This is a genomic window from Dactylosporangium thailandense, from assembly GCF_059739745.1.
The window spans coordinates 5740297-5764926 of sequence record NZ_AP029195.1 but is presented as its reverse complement, the minus strand read 5'-3'; the positions used below and the strand labels follow the sequence as shown (position 1 = coordinate 5764926).

Below are 24630 nucleotides of genomic sequence, written 5' to 3'. Positions count from 1 at the left end.
CGTGAACCGGATGAGAGCGGCGGGGATCGCCGCCGCCGTGGCGGTGCCCGGCGTCGTGCTCGCGGTGTCGATCTGGCCGTCCGAGGCGGCCACGACGCCGGTGGGCAACGGGGTGTACACCCTGGCGTCCGGCGCGTCCGGCAAGTGCGTCGACGTCGTCGGGTCCTCGATGGACAACAGCGCGCTGCTGGTGCAGGTCGCCTGCGACGCCACCGCGACGCACATGCAGTGGAAGGCGGTCAGTCAGTCCTCGGGCTTCAACCTGGCCAACGGCAACAGCGGCCGGTGCATCGACGTGCCGTCGTCGAGCACCACGCCGGGGACGCAGCTACAGCAGTACGGCTGCGGCGACGGCACCAAGACGAACCAGCTGTGGACGTTCACGGCCTCGCCGGCCGCGGCGGGCAAGTACCTGGTGAAGTCCGTGGCCACCGGGCTGTGCGTCAGCGACAAGGACGGCTCGACGGCCGGGAACAACCCGATCGTCGAGGAGACCTGCTCCGACATCGCCCGGATGCAGTGGTCGTTCAACTACGTCGCCGGTCCCACGACCGGCACGACCACCGGTCCGCCGCCGGCCGGAACGGGGCGCCAGGCCGAGAAGCTCAACCGTGGCCTCGTCAGCGTGCGGTCCGGGTCCGGCAACTACGTGTCCTGGCGGCTGCTGGGCACCGACCCGGCCGGGGTGGCGTTCAACCTGTACCGCGCCGGAACCAAGGTGAACGCGAGCCCGATCACGAACTCCACCAACTACTTCGACTCGGGCGCGGCCTCCGGCGCCGCGTACACCGTCCGGCCCGTGGTCGGCGGCGCCGAGCAGGGCGATTCCGAGGCGGCGTTCCAGGTGGGCGCCAACGGGTACTTCGACATCCCCATCTCGCCCCCGTCCGGCGGCACCACGCCCGACGGTGTGGCGTACACGTACACGGCCAACGACGCGTCCGTCGGCGACCTCGACGGCGACGGGCAGTACGAGGTCGTGCTCAAGTGGGACCCGACGAACTCGAAGGACAACTCGCAGTCCGGCTACACCGGCAACGTCTTCGTCGACGCCTACCGGCTCACCGGGCAGCGGCTGTGGCGCATCGACCTGGGCCGCAACATCCGGGCCGGCGCGCACTACACGCAGTTCCAGGTGTACGACTACGACGGCGACGGCAAGGCCGAGATCGCGATGAAGACGGCCGACGGCACCAAGGACGGGGCCGGCACGGTCATCGGCAGCTCCTCCGCCGACTACCGCAACTCGTCCGGCTACATCCTGTCCGGCCCCGAGTACCTCACGATGTTCAACGGCCAGACCGGCGCCGCGATGGCCACCGTCAACTACGACGTGCCGCGCGGGACGGTGTCGAGCTGGGGCGACTCGTACGGCAACCGCGTCGACCGCTTCCTGGCCGGCACCGCGTACCTCGACGGGCAGCGGCCCAGCCTGATCGAGTCGCGCGGGTACTACACCCGCACCGTCATCACCGCGTGGGACTGGCGCGGCGGCAAGCTGACCGAGCGCTGGAAGTTCGACTCCAACAGCGCCGGCAGCCAGTACACCGACCAGGGCAACCACCAGCTGGCCATCGCCGACGTGGACGCCGACGGCAAGGACGAGATCGTCTTCGGCGCGATGGCGATCAACGACAACGGCTCCCCGCTGTGGAACACGGGCCAGGGCCACGGCGACGCCATGGACGTCGGCGACCTCGACCCGAGCCACGCGGGCCTCGAGGTGTTCAAGGTCGACGAGAACACCGGGTCGAAGGCCGGCTGGATGGCCGACGCGAAGACCGGCTCGCTGCTGTGGTCCTGGGCGAGCTGCGGCTGCGACAACGGCCGCGGCCGCTCCGACGACGTGTACGCCGGCAGCCCCGGCGCCGAGTCGTGGAGCACGTCGACGACGGGCATCTACAACACCAAGGGCGCCCAGATCAACACCCGGCGGCCGGGCGCGGTCAACTTCGTCGTCTGGTGGGACGCCGACCCGGTGCGGGAGCTGCTCGACGCCACGCACATCGACAAGTACACGCCGAGCGGCGACACCCGCCTGCTGACCGCGAGCGGCGTGCACTCCAACAACAGCACCAAGTCCACCCCGTCGCTGACCGCCGACCTGTTCGGCGACTGGCGCGAGGAGGTCATCTGGCCCACGTCCGACGACAAGGCGCTGCGCGTCTACGTGAGCACCGCGGTCACCGACCGGCGGCTGGTCACGCTGATGCACGACATCCAGTACCGCGAGGGCGTGGCGTGGCAGAACACGGCGTACAACCAGCCGCCGCACCCGAGCTTCTTCCTGGGTGACGGCATGAGCACGCCGGCCGCGCCGAAGATCTACACCCCGTGATTCACCGGGGCCGGCGGGCTCTGCTCGCCGGCCCCTTCGGTGGGGCCTGCCCGCGGGTGCTGTTGGCCGTCCGGCCACGCACGATGCCGATCATCTCCTCGACCAGCTCCGAGTGCCCGTCGATCGGCCACGCCAGCGCGACCGAGGACACCGGAGCGTCGACGACCGGTTTGTACTTCACGTCCTTGCGGTGATACAGCCGAGCCAGCGACTGCGGCACGACCATCAGCCCCACCTCGGCCGCGACCCACTCGACCGCCGTCTCCGTCGACTCGGGCCGCTCCACGCCCGGCGAGGGCGGCTCCCACGCCAGCACGTCGTCGAGCGGGTGCAGCAGCGGCTCGCCGAGCTCGGCCAGCTCGGCCACGCTCAGCTCGTCCGCGGCGTGCAGCACGTGGTCGCGGTGGGCCAGCACGACGCTCTGCTCCTGGTACAGCGGAATCGCATGCAGCACGTCCCGGTCCACGGGCAGCCGCAGCAGCGCGGCGTGCCCGGACTCGACCAGCCGCGCCGCGGCGTCGGCGGCCGCGACCGGCACGAGCTCGAGCGGCGTCTGCGGCCGGCGCTCCGCCCAGGTGTGCCGCCAGCGGTCGATGACGACGCCGGGCACGACGAGCAGGCGGAAGGTCATTGGCGTCACGCTACCCTTGCTCGGTGAGCAAGCCGAAGCAGACCCAGACGATGAAGCCCGCGACCGCCGCGCAGAAGCTCGACGTGTACCTGCCGGCGACCCCGCAGGAGTTCCAGGACCGCCTGGTGTCCCGCGACGAGCTCGACGAGCTGCAGCGCAACCCGCCCGAGTGGCTGGTCGAGCTGCGCCGCGACGGCCCGCACCCGCGCAACGTGGTCGCGGCCCGGCTGCGGGTGTCCAACAGCGGCCTGGCCCGCGGCGGCGTGACCGAGGCCCTGACCACCGCCGAGATCGCCGAGCTCAACGCGAACCCGCCGGAGTGGCTGGTCCGCGAGCGCGAGTCGTACGCCGAGGTCAAGCGCGAGCAGCGCCGCCTGAGCGAGCGCTAGCCGAGCACGGCTCGCAGCCGGTTCGCGTCGCCGGTGAGGTTGCGGCGCAGCAGCGGCGCGGCCAGGCGCTGCAGGCCGTGCAGGGTCACGGTCAGCTCGAGCCGCACGGTCGCGCCGTTGCCCTGCGGGGTGACCGTGCGGGAGCCGTGCGCGTCGGCGCCCTGCGTCGTGCGCCAGGCGAAGTGCCGGCCGGGGTCGACCGCGGTCACCACGCCGAGGTTGTGGTAGCCGCTGCCGGCCAGGCGCATCAGCTCGTCGGTGACCGTGCCCTCGCGGGCCGGGCCGGGCGGCGTCGGCACCATCCGGGTGACGCCGCGGCGCCAGGCGGGGTCGTTGGCGTAGTCGGCCACGTACGCCCACACGTCCTCGGCGGGCCGCTCGATGTATGTCTGCGCGCTCAGCGCGTAAGTAGTCATGCCTCGAATAATACGGCGTCGAACTATCTTGCCTCGAATAGTATTGTCGGCATGACGACGCCGCCGGACGACGTGGACCGGATCATCGAGCAGTGGCACCGCGAGCGGCCGGACCTGGACCTGGACGCCATGGCCACCTTCGGGCGGCTCGGCCGGCTGTACGGGCGGCTGGGCCGGGCCGTGGACGCCACGTTCGCCGGGCACGGGCTGCAGCGGGGCGAGTACGACGTGCTGGCGGCGCTGCGCCGGGCCGGGGAGCCGTACGAGCTGATCCCCTCGGCGCTGGCCGACACCCTGATGCTGTCCCGCGCCGGGATGACCAACCGCCTCGACCGGCTCGAGGAGGCCGGGCTGGTCGAGCGCCGGGCCAACCGCGACGACCGCCGCAGCCTGCGGGTCGCCCTGACCCCGGCGGGCCTGCGGCTGGTCGACGCAGTGACCACGGAGCACGTGGCGAACGAGTCGCGACTGCTGTCCGCCCTGAGTGCCGAGGAGCGCGCCGCGCTCGACGCCATCGCCCGCAAGCTCCTGCGGAGCCTGGACTGAGCCTGCTGCGCGGCCTGGATTGCCGCCCGTTCCGCGGAGATCGCGGGGTTCGCCGCCCGCCACGGCATCACCCTGACCCGCACCGGCCTGCGCCTCTTCCGCCACTAGGCTCGTGTCCGTCGGCGGGGACCGCGGGCGGGCGGTGGCGACGGCCCGGCGGTGGTCCCGGGAGGGTGGCGTGGCGTGAGGATTCGACGGTTCGAGGAAGCCGATGCGGTCGTCGTGGCGGGGATCATCGGGCGTTGTCTGCGTGAGACGAACAGTCGCGACTACCCGGCCGAGGTCATCGAGCGGATGTGTGCACATTTCACGCCCGGGCGGCTGGTCGAGCTGGCGGGGCTGCGGGAGATGTGGGTGGCCCCGCACGGCACGGTGTCGCGGGACGGCAACAAGGTCTACACGATGTTCGTCGACCCCCGGGCGGCCGGGAAAGGGATCGGGCGGGCGCTGATGGCGCACATCGAGGGCCTCGCCGAGGCCGAGGGGCACGCGTTCATGGAGACCGGGGCGAGCATCACCGGGCACGGGTTCTACCGGCGGCTCGGCTACGTCGACGTGCGCGAGAGCGAGACCGAGTTCGGGCTGAACTACATCCTGCGCAAGCCGCTCGGGTAGGGGGCGGTGCTCGCGCGCGTGATGAGGCGGGTCGGGACCAGGTCGGTGCCGGGGTGGGCCGGGGAGTCGCTGATCTGGGCCAGCAGGGCCTGCACGCAGCGGCGCCCCACCTCGGCGAAGTCCTGGTGGACCGTGGTCAGCGGCGGCAGGTAGGAGGCGGCGTCCGGGATGTCGTCGAAGCCGACCACGCTCACCTCGGCCGGCACCGGGCGGCCGGACTCGTGGAATGCGCGCAGCACGCCCAGGGCCATCTGGTCGTTCGCGGCGAAGACGGCCGTGCACGACGGGTCGGCGGCCAGGACGAGACCGGCCTCGTAGCCCGAGCGGGCCGACCAGTCGCCGCGGCGCAGGTCCGGGATCGGGCGGCCGGCCGACGACAGCACCGAGCGCCAGGCGTCGGCGCGGCGGGTGGCGGCGTACGACTCCTCCGGGCCGGCCACGTGGTGGACCGTCGGGTGGCCCAGGTCGAGCAGGTGGCGGACCGCCTGTCGGGCGCCGTCGGCCTGGTCGGTGTCGACGACCGGGTAGCGGTCGCCGGCGTCGGAGTCGACGACGACCACGTGGGCGCCGGGCGGTAAGGCGACCGTGCCGGCGTCCAGGAGGTGGACCTCCATGATGACCACGACGCCGTCGACCGCCAGCTCGTCCATGCGCGTGAACGCGCCGAGGACGTTGTCCTGTGTCGGTACGCCCACCGGGATGAGGGTGATGGCGTACCCGGCGGCGGCCGCGTGGGTCGCGATCGCCTCCACGGTGCGGCTGTTGCCCGTCGAGGACAGGCCGAACAGGATCACGCCGATGGTGTTGAACTGGCCGTAGCGCAGGGCCCGCGCCGCGCTGTTCGGGCGGTAGCCGAGCTCGCGCATCGCCGCGAGGACCTGCTGCCGCGTGGACTCCACGACCGCCGGGTGACCGTTGGACACGCGCGAGACGGTCTGGGCCGAGACGCCGGCCCGGGCGGCCACGTCGGCCATCGACACCCGTTGCTTGCGCCGGCCGCCGGGCACGCCGGCGCCGCCGCGATCCGCGGTGCGGGCCTGCTGGTCCATGCGTGCTCCAGGCGTGTCTTGACGGTTCATGTTGAGGGGTGCCACCATACCGCAACCAATGTTTGCGTAAACATCCACACGGATGCGCAGAAAGCGTCAGTCGATGTTTACGTAAACACGGCGGAGGGAGCGGCACCGTGCGGCGACGATCCTGGGCGGGCTGGCGGTTCGTGGCGCCGTTCATGGCGGTGTTCGCGCTCGTCTTCCTGGCCCCGATCGGCTACGCGATCTACCTGAGCCTCTTCCGCACCCGCCTGATCGGCGGCACCACGTTCGTCGGCCTCGACAACTACACCAAGGCCCTCGACGACCCGCAGTTCTGGTCGGCGTTCGGGCGGGTCGCGCTGTTCCTGGTCGTCCAGGTGCCGATCATGCTGCTGCTCGCGCTGCTGCTGGCCCTGGCCATCGACAGCGGGCGGCTGCACGGCGCCGCGTTCTTCCGCATCGCCGTCTTCCTGCCCTACGCCGTGCCCGCCGTGGTCGCCACCCTGCTGTGGGGCTTCATGTACGGCACCCAGTTCGGCCTGGTCGCGAACCTCGGCGACGCGCTCGGCGTCGACCTGCCCGACCCGCTGTCGCCCCGGTACGTGCTGGCCTCGATCGGCAACGTCGTGACCTGGGAGTTCGTCGGCTACAACATGCTGATCCTGTACTCCGCGCTGCGAGTCGTGAACCCGGCGCTCTACGAGGCCGCCGCGCTCGACGGCGCCGGGCAGCTGCGCGTCATCCGCGCCATCAAGCTCCCGGCGCTGCGCGGCCCGCTGCTCATCGCGACCATCTTCTCCATCATCGGCAGCTTCCAGCTCTTCGCCGAGCCGAGCATCCTGCGCATCCTCGCGCCGAACACGATCCCGACCTCCTTCACGCCCAACCTGTACGCGTACTACCTCAGCTTCGGCGGCCAGCAGTACAACTACGCGGCCACCGTGGCCATCGTCATGGGCGTGCTGACGATGGCCGTCGCCTACGCCGTGCAGCTGCGCGGGCTGCGGCGGGCCGCCTGATGCGACCCCGCCGCAGCGTCACCCTCACCGTGCTGTCGGGCGTCATGCTGGTCTACGCCCTGCTGCCCCTGGCGTGGCTGCTCGTCAACGCCACCAAGACGCAGCCAGACCTGCTGAGCACGTTCGGGCTGTGGTTCGGCCACGGCTTCGCGCTCTTCGACAACATCGCCGACACGTTCACGTACGACGGCGGCATCTTCACCCGGTGGCTGCTCAACACCCTGCTCTACGTGGTCGCCGGGGCCGGGGGCGCCACCCTGCTCGCCGCGCTGGCCGGCTACGGGCTGGCGAAGTTCGACTTCCCCGGCCGGCGGGGCGTGTTCGCGGTCGTCATCGGGGCGGTCGCGGTGCCGGGCACGGCGCTGGCGGTGCCGACGTTCCTGATGTTCTCGAACCTGGGCCTCACCGACACCCCGTGGTCGATCGTCATCCCGTCGCTCGTCTCGCCGTTCGGCCTGTATCTCATGTGGACGTTCGCGGCCGACGCGGTCCCCGACGAACTGCTCGAGTCCGCGCGGGTCGACGGCGCGGGCGAGTTCCGCACGTTCTTCCGCATCGCCGCGCCGCTGCTGGCCCCCGGCACCGTCACCGTCCTGCTGTTCAACGTCGTCGCGACCTGGAACAACTACTTCCTGCCGCTGGTCATGCTCAAGAACCCGGACTGGTACCCACTGACGCTGGGCCTGTCCGCCTGGAACCGGCAGGCCGTCACCGCCGGCGGCGACGTCGTGTTCAACCTCGTCATCACCGGCTCCCTGCTCACCGTCGTGCCGCTGATCGCCGCGTTCCTGCTGCTGCAGCGGTACTGGCAGTCCGGCCTGAGCGCCGGAAGCGTCAAGGAATAAGCCCTCGTACACCCCGCGAAGGGAACCGTCATGACGTCCATCCGCCGTAGAAGCCTGCTCTTCGCAGCCGCGTCCGCCCTGCTGGTTGCCGGCTGCGGACCCCAGGAAGAGGACAAGCCGACCGGTGCCTCCGACAACGACCTGCAGGCCGCGCTCGACGCGGGCGGCACCATCACCGTGTGGGCGTGGGAGCCGACCCTCAAGCAGGTCGTCGCCGACTTCCAGACCAAGTACCCGAAGGTGAAGGTCGACCTGCGCAACGTCGGCACCGGGGACAAGCAGTACACCGCGCTGCAGAACGCGATGAAGGCCGGCAGCGGCGTGCCCGACGTGGCCCAGGTCGAGTACTACGCGCTGCCCCAGTTCGCGCTGGGCAAGCAGCTCGACGACCTCGGCGGCTACGGCTCCGGGCTCGACGGGACCTTCACCCCCGGCCCGTGGGGCGCCGTGCACTCGGGCGGCACGCTGTTCGGGCTGCCGATGGACTCCGGCCCGATGGCGCTGTTCTACAACAAGGAGGTCTTCGACAAACACGGCGTCGCGGTCCCCGCGACCTGGGACCAGTACTACGAGGCGGCCCAGAAGCTGCACACCGCCGACCCGAAGGTCTACATCACCAGCGACACCGGCGACGCCGGGTTCACGACCAGCATGATCTGGCAGGCCGGCGGGCGACCGTACACAGTGGACGGCACCAGCGTCGGCGTCGACTTCACCGACGCCGGCACGAAGCAGTTCACCGCCCTGTGGCAGAAGCTCATCGACGGCAAGCTGCTCGCGCCGATCAACGGGTGGAGCGACGGCTGGTACAAGGGCCTCGGCGACGGCACGATCGCCACGCTCGTCATCGGCGCCTGGATGCCCGCGAACCTCGAGTCCGGCGTGAAGGCCGCGGACGGCAAGTGGCGGGTCGCGCCGATGCCGCAGTGGACGGCCGGCGGCAAGGTCGTGGCCGAGAACGGCGGCTCGTCGCTGGCCCTGCCGAAGCTCGGCAAGAACAAGCAGCTGGCGTACGCGTTCACGAGGTACGCCACCGTCGGCGCGGGCGCGCAGAGCCGGGCCGACAACGGCGCCTTCCCCGCGACCACCGCGCAGCTGAGCTCGCCGGCGTTCCGGGACAAGGAGTTCCCGTACTTCGGCGGCCAGAAGGTCAACCAGGTGCTCTCCGACGCGGCCGGGCAGGTCGCGAGCGGCTGGTCGTACCTGCCGTTCCAGGTGTACGCCAACAGCATCTACAACGACACCGCCGGCAAGGCCTACATCGGCGGGGCGACCCTGCAGGACGGGCTCAAGGCGTGGCAGGACGCGTCCGTGAAGTACGGGCGGGAGCAGGGCTTCACCGTCAAGTAAGGGAGTTCGTCCGTGCCGCAGCACCCCCGTCACCGATGGCTGCGCTGGCCGTCGGAGCCCGGCCGGCCGCGCCTCGCGTTCGGCGCCGACTACAACCCGGAGCAGTGGCCGCGCGAGGTCTGGCGCGAGGACATGCGGGCGATGCGGACGGCCGGGGTCAACATCGTGTCCCTGGCCATCTTCTCGTGGGCCCGCATCCAGCCCCGCGCCGGCGCCTGGGACTTCGCGTGGCTCGACGAGGTGATGGACCTGCTGCACGGCCACGGCATCGCGGCCGACCTGGCCACGGCGACGGCGTCCCCGCCGCCGTGGCTCACCGCGGCCCACCCCGAGATCCTGCCCGTCGACCGCGACGGGCGCACCGTGTGGCCGGGCGCGCGGCAGCACTGGCGGCCGACGTCGCCGGTGTTCCGCGCGCACGCCCTCGAGCTCGTCGCCGCGCTCGCCGAGCGCTACGGCACCCACCCGGCCCTGGCCGCCTGGCACGTGAACAACGAGCTCGGCTGCCACAACGTCTACGACTACTCCGACGACGCCGCCCGGGCGTTCCGGCTGTGGCTGCGGCGGCGGTACGGCACGATCGGTGCGCTCAACCACGCGTGGGCGACGACGTTCTGGTCCCAGGCCTACGGCGACTGGGAGCAGGTCCTCCCGCCGCGGCGGCCCGCGCCCGGGTCCTACCCGAACCCGACGCAGCAGCTGGACTTCAAGCGCTTCTCGTCCGACGCCCTGCGCGAGCATCTGCGGGCCGAGCGCGACCTGCTGCGGCAGTACACCCCGGACATCCCGGTGACGACGAACTTCCTGCTCATGGGCGACACCCGCGGCATGCACTACGCCGAATGGGCGGCCGAGCTCGACTTCCTCGCCAACGACCACTACGTGATCCCGGGGCCACAGGGCCTGGACGAGCTCTCGTTCTCCGCGAACCTGGTCGGCAACCTCGCCGGTGGGCGTCCGTGGTACCTCATGGAGCACTCCACCAGCGCGGTCAACTGGCAGCCGGTGAACAAGGCCAAGGCCCCGGGCGAGCTGGCCCGCGACTCGCTGACGCACGTGGCCCACGGCGCGGACGCGGTCTGCTTCTTCCAGTGGCGCCAGTCGGCCGGCGGGGCCGAGAAGTACCACTCGGCGATGATCCCGCACGCCGGCGAGGACAGCGACGTGTTCCGGGCCGTCACCGAGCTCGGCGCCACGCTGCGCGATCTGGCCCCCGTCGCCGGGACGCCCCGCGAGCCGGCCCGGGCCGCGATCCTGTTCGACTGGGAGTCCTGGTGGGCGTCCGAGCAGGATTCGCACCCCAGCGACCGGGTGCGCTACCGGCGCGAGGCCCTGGACTGGTACACGGCCTTCCTGAACCTCGGCATCCGCGCGGACGTGGTGCCCGCGCACGGCGCCTGGGAGCGCTACGAGCTCGTCGTCGCGCCGATCCTGTACATGGTGCCGCGGCCGCTGGCCGACCGGCTGGAGGCCTTCGTGGACACCGGCGGGCACCTGGTCACCACCTACTTCTCCGGCATCGTGGACGAGCACGAGCACGTGTGGCTGGGCGGCTATCCGGGCGCGCTGCGCGAGCTGCTCGGCCTGCGCATCGAGGAGTTCGGCCCGCTGCTGGACGACGAGCGCGTGGCGCTGGACGACGGCTCGACCGGCACGCTGTGGACCGACCGCATCGACGTGGTGGACCCGGCGACGGAGGTGCTCGTGCGGTACACCACCGGCGAGCAGGCGGGAAGACCGGCCGTCACCCGCCGGGCGCCCGGCCCCGGCTCGGCCGCGTACGTCTCCACGCGCCTCGGCCCGGCCGGCCTGACCCCGCTGCTGGCGACCCTGGCCGCGCGGGCCGGCGTGCCGAGCGAGCTGCCCGCGGCCCTGCGCGGCGCCGTCGAGCTGGCCGTGCGGGGCGCGCACCGCTTCCTCATCAACCGCACCGACCGCCCGCTGGACGTGTCCGCCCTCGCCGGCCCGGGCCGCGTCCTGGCCCCACGGGCGGTGATGGTGGTGACGTCCTGAGGCGCCACCCGGGCCGCGCACACCTGCGAGCTGCTGCGTCGCCGAACATCGCCTAAGATCGGGCGCGATGTCGCCTCGTATCCTCCAGTCCGCCCTCGGCGTCGCGATCGCCATCGTCGGCAACCTCCTGGCCGACGTGGCCGCGATCGTCGTCATGCGCGCGCACGGGAGCGACGGGCTCGGCTGCGGCTCGTCGCTGGACCCCAGCGGGCGGTTCAACCTGCTGACCGCGCTGATCCTGACGTACGGCGGCGCCCAGCTCGTCCTCGGCGGGCTCGCGTTCGGCGTGTCCCTGCTGCTCAAGCCGCCGGTCCCCTTCTGGGCGGCGCTGCGCGCGGGCTGGGCGGTCCTGGCCCTGCTCTCCGTGCTGTCCATGTTCTACCCGGGGTGCTGAGCCTTACAGTAGTTCGATGGCGGTTGATGCGCCGTTGCGGCAGCTCGCCCACCGGACGGGCTCCGGCGAGTCGGCGGGCGGATCCTGGAACACCTACGCCCTCTACCCCGTCGCGGCGCCCCGCCCGGCGACCGGCCGCGCCCGGTCCGAGCTGACCTGCCCCGAGTGCGGCGCGACCGTGGCGTTCACCATCGCCAGCCCCGGCATCGCCCGGCGCCGCCGCCGCTGGTGGCGCGCGGTGGCGGCCGGGCCGGTCGCGCTGGCTCCGGTGCTGTTCCTGCCGGCCGTGGCGGCGGCCACGACCTCACAGGCGGTGACGCTCGCGGTCCTCGGGGTGGCGCTGCTGCCGGTGCTGGGCGCGGGCGTGTTCGTCGCGTGGCGGCGCGCCCGCGAGGAGGACGGGCTGCGGCTGCGGCGCGCGGACGGCACCCACTCCCTGCGCCCGGCCGGTGCCACGTCCGACTTCAGCGCCGCGCTGGAGCCCTGACCCGCGGCGCTCACGGCGCCGGGGCCGGCTGCGGCGCGCCCGAGAGCCGCTGCTGCTCCTGGGCCACGATCAGGCGCGCCAGCTGTACCTCGGACATGTCCACCGCGCCCGGAGTGGCCTGCGCGATCGTGCTGTGCCGGACGTACGCGTCGAACAGCTGCGCCTTCGAGCCGAGCAGCTCGATCATCCGCTCGTCCACCGAGTCGGCGATGAGCAGGCGGTGGACCTGCACCGTGCGGACCTGGCCCATCCGGTGCGCGCGGGCGATCGCCTGGGCCTCGATCGACGGCTTCACCTGCGGCTCGCACAGGATCACCACCGAGGCGGCCTGGATGTTCACGCCGACTCCGGCGGCCTCGATCTGGCAGACGAGCACGGCCGGCTTCGCGGCGGCGGTGAACCGGTCCACGATCCGCTGGCGCTCGGCGACCGGGGTCGAGCCGGTGATCGGCCCGCACGCGGCGGCCCCGAGCGCGGCGCCGACGGTGGTGAGGACGTCGCGGAAGTACGAGAAGACGACGACCTTGCGACCGTTGGCCATGGCCTCCCGGGCCAGCTCGAGCAGGCGGGTCAGCTTGGCCGAGTCCTGCGGGCGGCGCACGGCGAACGCGGCCCGGCGCATGGCCATGAAGTTGCCGTCGCGCACCGCGTCGCGGTAGGCGGCTCCGTCCTCGGCGCCGAACTCCTCCCACTCGTCGACCTGCACCAGCTCCGGCAGCTCGGTGAGCACGTCGGACTGGTTGCGGCGCAGGTAGACCGGGGCGGCCGCGCGGCGGAACGCCTCGACGCTGATCGCCGCGTGCTCGGGCCCCATGCCGGCCGCGACCTCCGGGCGCAGGTGCTCGATGAGGGCGCGGAACTCGTCGATGCGGTTCTCCATCGGCGTGCCGGTGAGGAACAGCACCCGCTCGGAGTCCGCCGCGACCCGGTTGACCGCCTGGGACCGCTTCGCGCCCGGGTTCTTCACGTAGTGGGCCTCGTCGACGACCATCAGCGCGGGCCGGGGCGGCGGCAGCTGGAGCGCGCCGAGCGAGCCGAACGTGACCACCCCGGCGCCGCCCTGGGCCCGCCACCGGGCGACCGCCCGCGCCCGGCCGCTGCCGTGCAGGCTGACGACCGGGATCGACGAGTGCCGGGCGATCTCGCGGGACCAGTTGATCAGGACGCTGGCCGGGCAGACGACCAGGAAGTGGGTGGAGCCCCGCGCGGCCAGGTGGGCCATCGCGGCGATGGCCTGGACCGTCTTGCCCAGCCCCATCTCGTCGCCGAGCACGACCCGCCGCTGCACGAGCGCGAACCGGGCCCCGAACGACTGGTAGCCGCGCAGCCGGAGCCGGTCGTTGAGGCGGGAGGTGTCCAGCTGCTGCGCGCCGACCCGCTCGACGATGTCGGCCGGCAGGAAGCCCTCGCTCGCGGCGACGTCGCCGCCGAGGCCGACGACCTGGGCGAGCAGGCCGTAGTAGTCGGCCGAGTGCTGTTCGAAGTCGCGCCAGACCTGCTTGTCCCGGGGCGTGCGGACGTTGCGCACCGCCGCGGCGGCCGCGGGCAGGCCGCTCGCCTCGGCCGCGTCCACCAGCGCCCGGACCCGGCCGGCGGCCTCGTCGGCGACCGCCTTGTCCCCGGCCCGCATGAACAGCCGCCGTAGCGGCCCGGCCTCGGCGGGCCCGGCGATCGGCCGCTGCTCGGCCAGGTCCGCCGCGAGCCGCTTCGCCTCGGCCTCGTGGGAGCCGGCCGTGGTCCACACCGCGCCCCAGGTGTAGAGCGCCCGCACCAGGCGGGTCATGTCCGGGTTCTTCGGGTCGAAGTCGATGCGGAACTGCAGCGCGTCGCGGGCGGCCAGTTTGAGCTGCTCGGCGGCGTGGATGGTCTTGCGGGCCGTGCCCTCGCCGATGCCGGGCACCCGGGTCAGCCGCTGCGGCCCGGCGCGCAGCACGTCGGCGACCGAGGTGATGCCGTGCGCGGGCAGCTCGTCGAGCCGGGCCCGTCCGTCCACGGTGTCCTTGACCGTCTCGATCGACATCTGTTCGATCGCGGTCCACACCTGCGGCTCGCTCGCGACCGCGTAGGCCTCGAGGACCTCGGTCCGGGCCGCGTCCACGGCGTGCACGATCGCCTCGGCGTCGGCGTGCGTCCCGGCGGCCCGGGCCAGCAGCGCGCGCGTCTCGCGGCGGGTCGGGGCCGTCATGCCGTCGAACGTACCGGAACGGCCGGCATTCCTCAGGACGAGACGTCCGGGCCGGGCACCAGGGCGGGCTCCGCGGCCGGGGTCACCGACCGGAGCTCTTCGGCCACGCCGGCCTCGCCGTCGTCGTCCGCCCGGACCAGGGCGATCCCGGCGAGCACCACGACGCCGCCGGCCAGCTGCCAGCCGCCCGGGCGCTGGCCCAGGGCGAGCCACGCGAACAGCACGGCGAAGAGCACCTCGAGCAGGCCGACGAAGGAGGCCACCTTCGCGCCGAGCAGGCGGGTCGCGGCGATGCTGGTGGCGTAGGCGAGGGCCGCGGCGATGACGGCCAGCCCGGCGATCGGCACCGGCCAGGGCATCGCCCGGTCCAGCAGCGTGACGTCGGCGGCGCTGGTGCGCAACGGCAGCAGGCCGGTGACGTCGAAGACCGCGAGGCCGAGCGCGCCGACGACCATGCCCGCCCACGCCAGCGCGATCGGGGGCAGGGCGCCCTCGCCGCGGGAGGCCATCACGAAGTACACGGCCAGACCGGTGCCGGCCAGGATGCCCCACAGCACGCCGACCGGGTCGAGGCCGCCCCCGGCCGGGTTGAGCACCAGCAGGAGCCCGGCCAGCGCCGCGACGCTCCCGGCGACGGTGAGCCGCCGCGGCCGCTGCCCGTGCCGCAGCCAGGCCCACGCCACCACGAGCAGGATGCCGCCGTACTCCAGCAGCAGCGCGACGCCCACGTCGAGGCGCTGGACCGCGTTGAAGAAGAACAGCTGGCACCCGGCGACCGCGACCGCCCCGAACGCGAGCACCTCGCCGAGCGCCGAGCGCAGCAGCCCGAAGCGGCCCCGCAGCGACCACAGCGCGAACGGGGTGAGCACCAGCGCGGCGATCGCGATCCGGTAGGTGACCAGGGCGCCCGGCGTCCAGCCGGTGGCCATCAGCGCGTCGGCGAACACCCCGGAGGTGCCGAACATCGCCGAGCCCAGCACCGCGAGGCCGAGCCCGGCCGCGCCGCGCCCCCGGGCGTCATGGCCAAACCGCGTTATGCTCATGACAGCAACGTAGGCCCGCGCCGGTAAGGAGTCAAGAAGATTTTCACTCATGACACCGAACTCACGCTCACCGCGACCGCGGCCCTCGTCAACACCGACTCGGCCGACGACGGCGAGCTGCTGCCCGACATCGCCGCGCTCGACGCGTTCGTGCGCCGGCAGCGGTACACCGGCTCCCACCGCCACGACGAGGCCGAGCTCGAGGCCGTCCGCGCGCTGCGGCCCCGGCTGCGGGCGCTGTGGAACGCCGGCGAGGACGAGGCCGTCGAGCTCGTCAATGCCATGCTGCGCGAGGGCCGCGCCCTGCCCCAGCTCGTCCGGCACGACGAGTTCGACTACCACCTGCACGCGACCGCCGCCGAGCAGCCGCTCGACGTGCGGCTCATGGTCGAGTTCGCGATGGCGATGGTCGACGTCATCCGGGCCGGCGCCCTCGACCGCCTCCGCGTGTGCGCCGCCGACGACTGCCAGGACGTCGTCGTCGACCTGTCGAAGAACCGCTCCCGCCGCTTCTGCGAGTCCGGCTGCGGCAACCGGCAGAACGTCGCCGCATACCGCGCCCGGAAGGCCTCCGGCGGGTAACGTCACCTCCGTCTCAGTCCACCGGGGAGGATTGGCACATGGACGTTCACGTGACGGGGCGGCGGGTCGTCGCCACGATCATCGACGCGATCATCTTCGGCGTCATCAACTTCATCCTGCAGCCGATCTTCGGCGGCACCGACGCCTCCGGGTTCGACTTCACGCGGCTGTCCACCGGCAGCTTCGTGCTGTTCGTCGTCGCGCTGGCGTACTACATCCTCATGGAGGGCATGCTGGGCAAGACCGTCGGCAAGATGGTCACCGGCATCAAGGTCGTCGACGAGGCCACCGGCGGCGTACCGGGCGCGGGCAAGGCCGCCATCCGCACGATCCTGCGCATCATCGACGGCTTCTTCGCCTACCTGGTCGGCTTCATCGTGGTGCTCTCCTCGCAGCGCCGCCGCCGCATCGGCGACATGGCCGCCAAGACGCTCGTCGTGCGCGGCTGACTTAGAGCCGTTCGCCCGTGCCCATCGACACCCGGTCGACCGTGAGGTCGGCCCGGGTGGCCGGCTCCGAGCCGATCTTCACGATATCGGTGCCGCTGCCCTTGCTCGCCGCCCCGGACCAGCGCAGCATGCCGTCGACGTAGAGGTCGTACGTGTACGACGCGTGCACCACCACCCGGTACGTGTGCTCCGCCGTCGTGTCGAGCGTGAACGACTTCGCCGCGCTGCCGTAGCCGTCCGTGGCCGAGCCCGCGGTGCCGTGGTTGAGCACGACCCGGATGTAGTACGACCCCGAGCGGACCGCCACCTCGGCGCTGCCGGCCGCGTTCGTGTGCGCCACGAACTCGTAGGTGAAGGCCCCGGCCGGCGGGGTGGTGCCGGCGCGCGCGATCGCGTAGTAGTCCGTGGTGCTGGAGTCGACGACCCGCGCCGCCGAGCCCGTCCACGTCGTCGCCCCGCCGCCGCCCACGCCGGTCCACGCCGCCGGGGTGTCCATCCCGTCGTCGAACACGTCCCAGCCGGCCGCGCTCGCCACCGTCACGGGCAGGTCGGTCGCGCGCTGGTTGCCGGCGTTGTCGTCCCAGGTGAGGTACGCGTCCCACGCCCCGGCGCTCGGCAGCGCGGGGGAGTAGGTGATGGTCGCGGCCGCCCCCGGATCGGCGTAGAGCACGTCCCCGCCGACCGACGCCGGCTTCGCGGCGCTCGTCCACGTGCCGGTGCGCGCCGCCTGGTCCTCGTCGACCGTGACGGTGCTGCCCCCGCGGCGGAACTGCACCGCGTCGGCGACGACCCGCCCGTTGGCCGCGTTGCTGAGCCGCACCGAGCAGGAGGTGCCACCGCCGCAGGTGTACGTGCCGAGGTACTGCCACGTCGCCCCGTGCCCCGGCGCCCGGCTCTCGTCGACCTTCAGCGTCGTCGCCCCGCCCGTCACCCGCTGGAACGCGACCCCGTCGGCCACCAGCGCGGCCGCGGTCCCGCCGGGCACCAGTTCGAGGTAGTTCGCGGCCTGGCCCGCGCTCATCCGATACGGCCCGCCGGGCACCTTCACCCATCCGGCCGCGGCGGTGTCGACCATCGCGGAGCTCTGCACCAGCCCGCCGTCGTCGCGCACCACGTTCACCTTCTGGGTGCCGGACAGCCCGCCCGGCACGTGCATCCAGATGTCGTACTGCCCGGAGGTGCCCAGATACGGCGTGAACCGGGCCAGGTCGCCGGCCTGCGGAGCGGTCTTCGCCGTGGCGTCGAGCCCGTACGTGCCGGTGTAGGCGGTCGAGCGCGTCAGCCCGCTGGTGGCCGTGCCCGCCTCGCCGTTGTCGAGCACCACGACGTCGCCGCCGGGCACGGACTGGGTCGGCGGGGGCGGCGGGACGGCCCCGCCGAAGGCCAGGGTCTCGTCGAAGCGCACCGTGCCGGACTTGGCCGCGGTCAGGCGCAGCAGCACGTGCTGGGTCGCGGTCGTACCGGTGTCGACCGTGACGCTCGCCGAGCCGCCCAGCGGCACGCTCCGCACGGTCGAGCCGGAGCGGATGACCGCGCCGGAGTCCGCGTCGAGCAGGCTCCAGCCGACCGTCACGGCGGTCGAGCGGTCCCGCAGGTCGCTGTTGAAGACGAAGAAGGTGCGGCCGGTGCTGTACGGCGTGCTGAGCCCCGGCCCCGTCATGGCGGCGTCGACCCAGGCCTTGTCGAACACCGCGACGGGCGCGTAGGTGTCCTGCCACAGCTCCTGGGCGTCCCGCATGGCGGTCGTCGTCGGCGGGCTCGTGTACGGGTTCATGATGCTGTGCCACAGGTACTTCGCGTGGTACCCGGGCCCGGCGACGTCGGCGGCGCTCCACGGCACCGCGGAGGTGCCCGGCGGCAGCGAGAAGACCTTCTGGAAGTTGTAGAAGGCGAGTATGACCTTGGCGTCGTAGCCGAGGCTCATGCGCTGCTGGCGGAAGATGCGCATCGAGTCGATCACCGAGGCGCGGCGGGCGGCGTCGCCCAGCTTGAGGTACGACGCGTTCTCCTCGTAGGTGAACCACGTCTTCGGCGTCGGGTTGTTCAGGTAGCCGCCGAGGTAGCCGTCCGACTTCACCTCGGCCGTCTCGGCGTCGGCGGAGACGAGCTGGATGTCGGGGTTCACCGCGTCCTCGCCGCCGTAGCCGGTCTTCATGCCGGCGGTCAGCTCGGTGTTGTACGCCGGGTTCTCGTTCGAGATCGACCACATCACGATCGACGGGTGGTTGCGGTAGTGCCTGGCGATGCCGAGCACCGCCTTGAGGCCGGTCTCGCGCTGCGCGGCCGCGAGCGGGACCTCCCAGCTCGGGTGCGTGACGGGGTTCTCGGCGATGAGCATCATGCCCTTCTCGTCGGCGACGTCGACGATGTCGCGGTTGAGCGCCCAGCCGCGGTGGATGCGCAGGACGTTGATGTTCATCGCCTTGGCGACGTCGATGACCTGGCTGAAGTACGAGCGGGTCAGGGCCCAGTTGCCGTTGAACGTGAGCCCGTCGGCCTCGATCCCGCCGACGCCGGCGCCGTGCAGGTTGGTCTCGATGGACTCGCCGAACAGCGCGGTCCTGACCCCGTTGACGTAGACGCCCCGCACGTTCGGATCGCCGTCGCTGACCGCCTTCACGTCGCGCACGCCGAAGCGTTCCGTGTGCTGGATGCGGTCGGCTCCGACCTTGAGCGTGGTGACGAGGTTGTACAGCACCGGGTCGTCCGGCCACCACAGCTGGAACGTGGTCCAGGGCTGCGTGACGCTGACCTTCACGCTCTGCCCGGCCGGCACCGTGCGGGCCGCGCTGTCGGCGAACGTGAGCGCGGCGGCGCCGTCGGACCAGCGGTCGACCTGGTTGGCGACGACGACGCTCTGCGCGGCCGGGGTCGCGTTGTGCACGGTCACCTCGGCGGTGATCGTCCCGGCGGCGGGGTCGGGCCGCACGAAGACGTCCTCGACGGAGACGTCCGGCTCCCCGACCAGCTCCACGTCCTTGAACAGGCCGGACTTGGCCTCGTGGTAGAGCCGCGGGGCGGCGCCGTTGCTCTGGGGCCAGTACTCGCCGCGCACGCCCATCGGGTACTTCACGACGCTGTACTCGTTCGGCGCGGGCCCGATGAAGTTCGCGGTGATGTCCTGCACCACGATGTCGAGCGTGTTGTTCGTGGATCCCGGCGTGACGAGGTCGGTGATGTCCACGTCGAACGGGGTGAGCGCGAACTCGTGCGTGCCGGCGAGGGTGCCGTTGACCGTGATCGAGGTCTGCCAGTTGACGCCCTCGAAGTGCAGCTTGACCCGCCGGCCGGCGAACGAGGCCGGGACGGTGAACGTGCGCTTGTACTCGCCCTTGTGGATGTAGTGCCAGTAGCTCGGGAAGTCGAACTCCCCGACGCTGTTCCACGCCATCGGCACCCGCACGTCGTGCCAGGTGCTCCACTCGGTGGCCGGCACCGCGTCGATCGCGTCGCGGATGTAGGCCTGGGTCTCCCAGCCGAAGAACGGCATCTTGACGGCCTTGAACTGCCACTGGTCCCCGTTGAGGGACACCCTCGCGGCGGTGTCCGGCGTCGCCGCTCGGGCGGGCATCGGGTGCAGGAGGGTCAGGGTCAGGAGCGTGGTGACGAGCGCCCAGATCGTCACGTGGCGGCGTGCGGTCATGGCGGCGAGTCTCGATCCGCCGAACGGACCCCGTCAAGGGACTAATACGTATTAGTTCCTTGACTTGCCCGGCTCGGTTCCGCACGCTGATGTCGTGCCCAGACGGGTGACCCAGCGCGACATCGCCCGCATGACGGGCGTGAGCCAGACCCTGGTCTCGTTCGTGCTCAACGGCCGCGACGACCCGCGGCTGAAGATCGCCCCGGAGACCCGCGAGCGCGTCCGGCTGGCCATCGAGGCGACGGGCTACGTGGCCGACCCGGTCGCCCGGCGCCTGGCCGAGGGGCGCAACCGGATCCTGGGCGTCTTCACCTACGAGCCGGTCTTCCCCAGCTCCGCCCGCGACTTCTACCACCCGTTCCTGGTCGGCATCGAGCGCCGGGCGGAGGAGCTGGACATCGACCTGCTGCTCCTGACGAGCGGCCGGCGCCAGATCCTGCAGCGCCTGCGCCTGGCCGACGGCTGCATCCTCCTGGGCCGCGAGCTGGACCGCGCCGAGCTGGCCGCCCTGGTCCGCTCCGGCCCGCCGTTCGTGTCGATCGGCCGCCGCGACGACGCCGGCGGTCCGGTGCCGTACGTCGGCGCGGACTACGTCACCGCCACGGCCGCGGTCGTCCGCCGCGCCGTCGCGCTGGGCCACACGCGCCTGGCGTACCTGGGCGCGGGGGAGGGCGCCGAGGCCTGGACCGACCGGTGGCGCGGCTTCGAGCTGGGCGTCCGCGGTGGTGGAGCCGAGGCCCTGCGCCTGCCGACCCCGGAGGCGGTGCTGGCCTCGGGCGCGACGGCGGTGGTGTGCGAGGAGGCCGCGGACGGCCCGCTCCTGCACGCGCTGGCCCCGGCGCTGTCGATCGTCACCCTGGGCGAGCCGACCCGGGCGGTGCCGCCGTCGCCCGTGACGTTCACGGGCATCGAGATCCCGCGCGAGGCGATGGGCGAGCAGGCCGTGGACGTGCTGACCGCCCTGCTCGAGGGCCGCGCGGTGGACTCGCAGCGCCTCCTGCCCTGCACGCTGACCGAGGGCGAGACCCTACGGCCGGCGTAGGCCGGCGACGACGAGGCGCACCATGCGGCGGGCGTCGTAGCCGGGGGTGGACGCGCCGATGCACAGGTTGCCGACGCCGTGCATGAGCACCAGCGCGTCCATGCCGGGCGCGATCTCGCCCGCGTCGGCGGCCGCCTCGAGGAGCCGGGCGCAGACGGGGACGAGGCGTTGCAGGAAGTACGAGTGCAGGGTCTGAAATCCGGAGTCGTCGGAGCGCATCGCCTCGGCGAGCCCGTGCTTGGTCACGAGGAAGTCCACGAACAGGTCGATCCAGGCGGCGAGGGCCGCGTGCGGGGACGGGCTCGACGCGAGCAGCGCCGGTCCCGCCTCGGCGCAGGCCTCGACCTGGTGGCGGTACACGGCCACGATGAGATCGGCCCGGGTCGGGAAGTGACGGTAGATCGTGCCGACGCCGACCCCGGCCCGGGCCGCGATGTCGCGCACCGGGGCGTCGACGCCCGACGCGACGAACGCCGCGGCGGCCGCCTCGAGCAGCGCCTCCTCGTTGCGCCGCGAGTCCGAGCGGCGCTTGCGCGGCGTGTCGGCCACCGTAACCCCCGTCACATCCCCTGGTAGCGGAACCAGGTTCCGGATAAGTTTTAGCGGAACCGTGTTCCGCATCAACAGCGTACCCCTGGGAGCTTGCCATGCCGACGCCCGTGGTCTCCGTCCACCCGATCGCCCTGCCCGGCCTGACGGCGCGCGTCTCCGCGCCCGTCACCGGCACCGCCCTGCCCGTGATCGTCTTCTCGCACGGCTTCGGCCAGTCCGCGCGCAGCTACGAGCCGCTGGCCGGCTACTGGGCCGCGCACGGCTTCGTCGTCGTGCAGCCCACCCACCCCGACTCGCGGACCCTGAACCGCCCGCTGGACCCGGACACCTGGCGCACCCGGATCACCGAGCTCTCCCGCGCGATCGACGAGCTCGACGCGCTGGCGGCGGCCGTGCCCGGCCTGCCCGGACGCGTGGACCGCACGCGGGTGGCCGTGGCCGGGCACTCCTGGGGCGCCCAGACCGCGAGCACCCTGCTCGGCGCGCGCACCCCGAGCGGCGAGGACTTCACCGACCCCCGCGTCTCGGCCGGCGTACTGCTGGCGATCACCGGCCGCGGCGGCGACGACCTGAGCCCGTTCGCGGCCGAGCACTTCCCGTTCATGAGCCCGGACTTCGAGGGCATGAAGACGCCGGCCCTGATCGTGGCGGGCGACCACGACCAGTCGGCCCTGTCGACGCGGGGCCCGGACTGGTTCACGGACGCGTACCACCTGAGCCCCGGCGCCAAGACGCTGCTGACGCTGTTCGGCGCGGAGCACTCGCTGGGCGGCATCTCGGGCTACGAGTCGGCGGAGACCACGGACGAGAACCCGGCGCGCGTGGCCCTGATCCAGCGAGTGACCACGTCCTACCTCCACGGCGAACCCCTCGACGTCGACGAGACCCTGGGCTCCCTGACGTCCAAGTAGCCCCCGCGTGCTCTGGCGCACCGCGTTCGACGACCAGGTCCGGCTGCCCCTCGTCGCTCGCCACGCCGACGCCGAACTCGTCATCGAGACCCGTTCCTCCTGCGTCACGCGACCGGCGCGTGGCACGAGCTCGAACCCGGCAAAGGATCGAGCTCGCACCGCAGGTCCGCGGCCACGGCGCCCTCGCGTTCGCCTTTGACGACGGCTGCGAGGTCCTCGCCGGCGTGGACGACCGGTTCGAGTCCTGGCACCAGTCGGGCCACGGTGTCGACGACATTTTTGTCGGGCCCGGCGGGCACGTCTTCTGGCGGCGGCCGGACTGAGCCCGGATTTTTGAACCTCCGGCGCCGTCGCCCGCATCAGTCGGGTGGAGGTCACTGAGGGAGGCGGCGGTTGCGCACAGCGTACGAGAGCGAATACGTGGAGTACGTCCAGTCCCGGTTGCCGGCGCTGCGGCGCACCGCGTACCTGGTGCTCGGAGACGGTCACCGGGCCGACGATGCGGTCCAGGACGCGCTCACGGTGCTGTACCGGCGGTGGGGGCGCCTCGGCGACGTGGCGAACCTGGACGCGTACGTGCACACGATGGTGGTCCGGGCCTGCCTGGCGTACGGGCGGCGCGGCTGGTCGCGGGTCCTGCTCCGGGGCGACCCGCCCGACTCGGTGGCCGACTCCGACAGCGGCCGCGTCGACGAGCGGCTCATGGTCCGGGAGGCCCTGAACCGGCTGCCGGTCCGCCAGCGCGTCGTGGTGATGCTGCGCTTCCTGTGCGACCTGCCGGTCGCCGACGTCGCGCAGGTGCTCGGGTGCTCCGAGGGCACCGTCAAGAGCCGGACCCATCACGGGCTGCGAGCACTGCGCGCCGCGCTCGGCGACGGCGCGCCCTCGTCACTTTCCGTCACGACGGCACGCCAGAGGAGGCAGGCATGATCGAGGACACCTTGCACCGGTACGCGCAGCAGGACCCGCCGCCCTCGCCCCTGCGGGCCGCCGATGTGCTGGTCGAGGCGCGGCGCCGGACCCGGCGCCGGGGTGCGGTGGCGACCGTGGCCGCGTCGGCGGTGACCGCCCTGGCCGCGTTCGGCCTGGTGGGGGTGGTGCGCGCGGTGGGCCCGGCGCCGGTCGTCCCCGCGGGACCCGGCTGCGTCGTCGATGTGCTCGACCTGCCGAGCGGCACCGCCGGCGGGGTGACGGCCGTCGGGATCGACCCGTCCGGCCGTTACGTGATCGGGCTGACCGGGCAGCGGGACGCGCCCCGGGCGGTGCTCTGGATCGATGACGTGGCGGCGGTACTGCCCGAGCCGTTCACCCCCCAGGCCGTCAACGCGTCCGGGCTGGTCGTCGGCTTCACCGGCCCGGATCGGCACGGCTCCGAGGCCCAGCAGCGCCCCGTCGCCTACGACGGCACGCGGCTGCTCCAGCTGCCGCTGCCCGGCGGCGCGAGCGGCGGCGCGGCGTACGCGGTCAACACCCACGGTGACGTGCTCGGCACCGTGGCGCGCGCGGACGGCACCTGGCTCGCGGTGCGCTGGCGCACTACCGGCGGTACCGCCATCGTCACGACCGTCGCGAGCGCCTCCGGACTCGGGCTCACCGACGACGGCATCGCGGTCGGCTTCGACCAGGGCGCCCGGCACGCGCTGCGCTGGGCCGCCGACGGGGCGACGACGACGCTGCCGCTGCCGCGCGGGGCCGAGTCCGCCACCGCGTCCACCGCCGCCGGCGAGTGGGCCGCGGGCGACGTGTCGTCGCCCGTGACCGACAGCAAGGGCGACGACACGCACACGGCGGCCCGGTGGAACCTGCGCACCGGCGCCGTCGAGGTGATCACCGGCATCAGCGGCCGCCGGGTCAGCGCCACCGGCGTCGTCGCGGGCACCACCGGCTCGGGCGCGCCGGCGCTCTGGCGGGACGGCAAGGTCAACACGCTGCCGCTGCCCGCCGGCGCGGCACCGGCCGGCAGCACCCTGTCGGGCATCACCGCCGACGGGCGGGTGCTGGTCGGCGGGGTGGAGACGGGGCCGAATGCCTCCAGCGGGGCGGTCGGCGACCCGGTGGTCAGCGGCCGGACCGCGCCGGTCGTCTGGCGCGGCTGCTGAGCGTCTGGCGCGGTTGCTGAGCGGCCACGCCCGCGGCCGTCACCCGG

Annotated in this window: 24 protein-coding genes; 17 read left to right on the top strand and 7 right to left on the bottom strand. The window is 72.8% G+C overall.

The window, feature by feature from the left end:
* Positions 1–10: 10 nt before the first annotated feature.
* A complete protein-coding gene (locus AC6JBM_RS25180) occupies positions 11–2338 on the top strand; it encodes a rhamnogalacturonan lyase family protein (RefSeq protein ID WP_497986031.1) in 2328 nt (775 codons plus the stop codon).
* A gap of 1 nt (position 2339) precedes the next feature.
* On the opposite strand, the gene AC6JBM_RS25175 is transcribed toward AC6JBM_RS25180, so the two are convergent.
* Positions 2340–2969 (bottom strand): LysR family transcriptional regulator substrate-binding protein, encoded by a 630-nt coding sequence (locus AC6JBM_RS25175; RefSeq protein WP_497986030.1) that lies wholly within the window; start codon positions 2967–2969, stop codon positions 2340–2342.
* A 23-nt stretch (positions 2970–2992) separates the two neighbouring features.
* Here AC6JBM_RS25175 and AC6JBM_RS25170 point away from each other — a divergent pair, with 23 nt between their 5' ends.
* Complete coding sequence (locus AC6JBM_RS25170; protein WP_350614578.1) at positions 2993–3358, top strand: DUF5997 family protein; 366 nt, start codon at positions 2993–2995, stop codon at positions 3356–3358.
* Here AC6JBM_RS25170 and AC6JBM_RS25165 read toward each other — a convergent pair.
* Positions 3355–3774: an SRPBCC family protein gene (locus AC6JBM_RS25165; RefSeq protein ID WP_497986029.1), complete on the bottom strand. Its 420-nt coding sequence runs from the start codon at positions 3772–3774 to the stop codon at positions 3355–3357. The genes AC6JBM_RS25170 and AC6JBM_RS25165 overlap by 4 nt on opposite strands.
* 51 nt (positions 3775–3825) lie before the next feature.
* On the opposite strand from AC6JBM_RS25165, the gene AC6JBM_RS25160 reads away from it, so the two are divergent.
* Together AC6JBM_RS25160 and AC6JBM_RS25155 are read left to right on the top strand one after the other, a co-directional pair.
* Entirely contained in the window at positions 3826–4320 is a 495-nt protein-coding gene (locus AC6JBM_RS25160) for a MarR family winged helix-turn-helix transcriptional regulator (RefSeq protein WP_497986028.1), read from the top strand.
* Positions 4321–4503: 183 nt separating this feature from the next.
* Complete coding sequence (locus AC6JBM_RS25155; protein WP_497986027.1) at positions 4504–4935, top strand: GNAT family N-acetyltransferase; 432 nt, start codon at positions 4504–4506, stop codon at positions 4933–4935.
* Here the strand turns inward: AC6JBM_RS25155 and AC6JBM_RS25150 are convergent.
* A complete protein-coding gene (locus tag AC6JBM_RS25150; RefSeq protein WP_497986525.1) occupies positions 4908–5909 on the bottom strand; it encodes a LacI family DNA-binding transcriptional regulator in 1002 nt (333 codons plus the stop codon). The genes AC6JBM_RS25155 and AC6JBM_RS25150 overlap by 28 nt on opposite strands.
* 212 nt (positions 5910–6121) lie before the next feature.
* On the opposite strand from AC6JBM_RS25150, the gene AC6JBM_RS25145 reads away from it, so the two are divergent.
* The 6 genes from AC6JBM_RS25145 to AC6JBM_RS25120 all read left to right on the top strand — a co-directional run bounded on the left by AC6JBM_RS25145 (position 6122) and on the right by AC6JBM_RS25120 (position 12077).
* Positions 6122–6988 carry a carbohydrate ABC transporter permease gene (locus AC6JBM_RS25145; protein WP_497986026.1) on the top strand — a complete coding sequence of 289 codons (867 nt, stop codon included), beginning with the start codon at positions 6122–6124 and terminating at the stop codon, positions 6986–6988.
* Positions 6988–7833, top strand: a complete 846-nt coding sequence (locus AC6JBM_RS25140; protein ID WP_497986025.1) for a carbohydrate ABC transporter permease — start codon at positions 6988–6990, stop codon at positions 7831–7833. Before AC6JBM_RS25145 ends, AC6JBM_RS25140 begins: the two co-directional genes overlap by 1 nt.
* A gap of 177 nt (positions 7834–8010) precedes the next feature.
* Positions 8011–9183, top strand: a complete 1173-nt coding sequence (locus AC6JBM_RS25135; RefSeq protein ID WP_497986024.1) for an ABC transporter substrate-binding protein — start codon at positions 8011–8013, stop codon at positions 9181–9183.
* A 12-nt stretch (positions 9184–9195) separates the two neighbouring features.
* Positions 9196–11196, top strand: coding sequence for a beta-galactosidase (locus tag AC6JBM_RS25130; RefSeq protein ID WP_497986023.1), 2001 nt, complete (start codon positions 9196–9198; stop codon positions 11194–11196).
* Positions 11197–11263: 67 nt separating this feature from the next.
* Positions 11264–11590: a hypothetical protein gene (locus AC6JBM_RS25125; RefSeq protein ID WP_497986022.1), complete on the top strand. Its 327-nt coding sequence runs from the start codon at positions 11264–11266 to the stop codon at positions 11588–11590.
* Positions 11591–11606: 16 nt separating this feature from the next.
* Positions 11607–12077, top strand: coding sequence for a hypothetical protein (locus AC6JBM_RS25120; RefSeq protein ID WP_497986021.1), 471 nt, complete (start codon positions 11607–11609; stop codon positions 12075–12077).
* Between the two features lie 10 nt (positions 12078–12087).
* Here the strand turns inward: AC6JBM_RS25120 and AC6JBM_RS25115 are convergent, their stop codons facing one another.
* Entirely contained in the window at positions 12088–14262 is a 2175-nt protein-coding gene (locus AC6JBM_RS25115) for a DEAD/DEAH box helicase (RefSeq protein ID WP_497986020.1), read from the bottom strand.
* 32 nt (positions 14263–14294) lie between these two features.
* A complete protein-coding gene (locus tag AC6JBM_RS25110; protein WP_497986019.1) occupies positions 14295–15305 on the bottom strand; it encodes an EamA family transporter in 1011 nt (336 codons plus the stop codon).
* Positions 15306–15344: 39 nt separating this feature from the next.
* On the opposite strand from AC6JBM_RS25110, the gene AC6JBM_RS25105 reads away from it, so the two are divergent.
* A complete protein-coding gene (locus AC6JBM_RS25105; RefSeq protein ID WP_497986524.1) occupies positions 15345–15887 on the top strand; it encodes a CGNR zinc finger domain-containing protein in 543 nt (180 codons plus the stop codon).
* Between the two features lie 38 nt (positions 15888–15925).
* Positions 15926–16336 carry an RDD family protein gene (locus AC6JBM_RS25100; protein WP_497986018.1) on the top strand — a complete coding sequence of 137 codons (411 nt, stop codon included), beginning with the start codon at positions 15926–15928 and terminating at the stop codon, positions 16334–16336.
* A gap of 1 nt (position 16337) precedes the next feature.
* Here the strand turns inward: AC6JBM_RS25100 and AC6JBM_RS25095 are convergent, their stop codons facing one another.
* Positions 16338–19979 (bottom strand): golvesin C-terminal-like domain-containing protein, encoded by a 3642-nt coding sequence (locus AC6JBM_RS25095; protein ID WP_497986017.1) that lies wholly within the window; start codon positions 19977–19979, stop codon positions 16338–16340.
* Positions 19980–20073: 94 nt separating this feature from the next.
* On the opposite strand from AC6JBM_RS25095, the gene AC6JBM_RS25090 reads away from it, so the two are divergent.
* On the top strand, positions 20074–21021 hold the full coding sequence (locus AC6JBM_RS25090; RefSeq protein ID WP_497986016.1) for a LacI family DNA-binding transcriptional regulator: 948 nt from the start codon (positions 20074–20076) through the stop codon (positions 21019–21021).
* Here AC6JBM_RS25090 and AC6JBM_RS25085 read toward each other — a convergent pair.
* Positions 21007–21570 (bottom strand): TetR/AcrR family transcriptional regulator, encoded by a 564-nt coding sequence (locus tag AC6JBM_RS25085; protein WP_497986015.1) that lies wholly within the window; start codon positions 21568–21570, stop codon positions 21007–21009. The two genes, AC6JBM_RS25090 and AC6JBM_RS25085, sit on opposite strands and share 15 nt — an antisense overlap.
* A gap of 98 nt (positions 21571–21668) precedes the next feature.
* On the opposite strand from AC6JBM_RS25085, the gene AC6JBM_RS25080 reads away from it, so the two are divergent.
* From AC6JBM_RS25080 to AC6JBM_RS25065, 4 genes are all read left to right on the top strand, one after another.
* Positions 21669–22484, top strand: a complete 816-nt coding sequence (locus AC6JBM_RS25080) for an alpha/beta hydrolase family protein (protein ID WP_497986014.1) — start codon at positions 21669–21671, stop codon at positions 22482–22484.
* Positions 22485–22603: 119 nt separating this feature from the next.
* Complete coding sequence (locus tag AC6JBM_RS25075; protein WP_497986013.1) at positions 22604–22807, top strand: DUF6188 family protein; 204 nt, start codon at positions 22604–22606, stop codon at positions 22805–22807.
* A 70-nt stretch (positions 22808–22877) separates the two neighbouring features.
* Positions 22878–23414 carry a SigE family RNA polymerase sigma factor gene (locus AC6JBM_RS25070; RefSeq protein WP_497986012.1) on the top strand — a complete coding sequence of 179 codons (537 nt, stop codon included), beginning with the start codon at positions 22878–22880 and terminating at the stop codon, positions 23412–23414.
* Positions 23411–24583 carry a hypothetical protein gene (locus AC6JBM_RS25065; RefSeq protein ID WP_497986011.1) on the top strand — a complete coding sequence of 391 codons (1173 nt, stop codon included), beginning with the start codon at positions 23411–23413 and terminating at the stop codon, positions 24581–24583. Before AC6JBM_RS25070 ends, AC6JBM_RS25065 begins: the two co-directional genes overlap by 4 nt.
* The last annotated feature ends 47 nt before the right edge of the window (positions 24584–24630 follow it).

Bases quoted from the DNA above. Each gene is read 5' to 3' on its own strand.
- AC6JBM_RS25080 (WP_497986014.1), top strand. From the start codon at position 21,669: ATGCCGACGCCCGTGGTCTCCGTCCACCCGATCGCCCTGCCCGGCCTG.
- AC6JBM_RS25110 (WP_497986019.1), bottom strand. From the start codon at position 15,305: ATGAGCATAACGCGGTTTGGCCATGACGCCCGGGGGCGCGGCGCGGCC.
- AC6JBM_RS25140 (WP_497986025.1), top strand. From the start codon at position 6,988: ATGCGACCCCGCCGCAGCGTCACCCTCACCGTGCTGTCGGGCGTCATG.
- AC6JBM_RS25100 (WP_497986018.1), top strand. From the start codon at position 15,926: ATGGACGTTCACGTGACGGGGCGGCGGGTCGTCGCCACGATCATCGAC.
- AC6JBM_RS25125 (WP_497986022.1), top strand. From the start codon at position 11,264: ATGTCGCCTCGTATCCTCCAGTCCGCCCTCGGCGTCGCGATCGCCATC.
- AC6JBM_RS25175 (WP_497986030.1), bottom strand. From the start codon at position 2,969: ATGACCTTCCGCCTGCTCGTCGTGCCCGGCGTCGTCATCGACCGCTGG.
- AC6JBM_RS25095 (WP_497986017.1), bottom strand. From the start codon at position 19,979: ATGACCGCACGCCGCCACGTGACGATCTGGGCGCTCGTCACCACGCTC.
- AC6JBM_RS25160 (WP_497986028.1), top strand. From the start codon at position 3,826: ATGACGACGCCGCCGGACGACGTGGACCGGATCATCGAGCAGTGGCAC.
- AC6JBM_RS25115 (WP_497986020.1), bottom strand. From the start codon at position 14,262: ATGACGGCCCCGACCCGCCGCGAGACGCGCGCGCTGCTGGCCCGGGCC.
- AC6JBM_RS25120 (WP_497986021.1), top strand. From the start codon at position 11,607: ATGGCGGTTGATGCGCCGTTGCGGCAGCTCGCCCACCGGACGGGCTCC.
- AC6JBM_RS25180 (WP_497986031.1), top strand. From the start codon at position 11: ATGAGAGCGGCGGGGATCGCCGCCGCCGTGGCGGTGCCCGGCGTCGTG.
- AC6JBM_RS25150 (WP_497986525.1), bottom strand. From the start codon at position 5,909: ATGGCCGACGTGGCCGCCCGGGCCGGCGTCTCGGCCCAGACCGTCTCG.
- AC6JBM_RS25165 (WP_497986029.1), bottom strand. From the start codon at position 3,774: ATGACTACTTACGCGCTGAGCGCGCAGACATACATCGAGCGGCCCGCC.
- AC6JBM_RS25065 (WP_497986011.1), top strand. From the start codon at position 23,411: ATGATCGAGGACACCTTGCACCGGTACGCGCAGCAGGACCCGCCGCCC.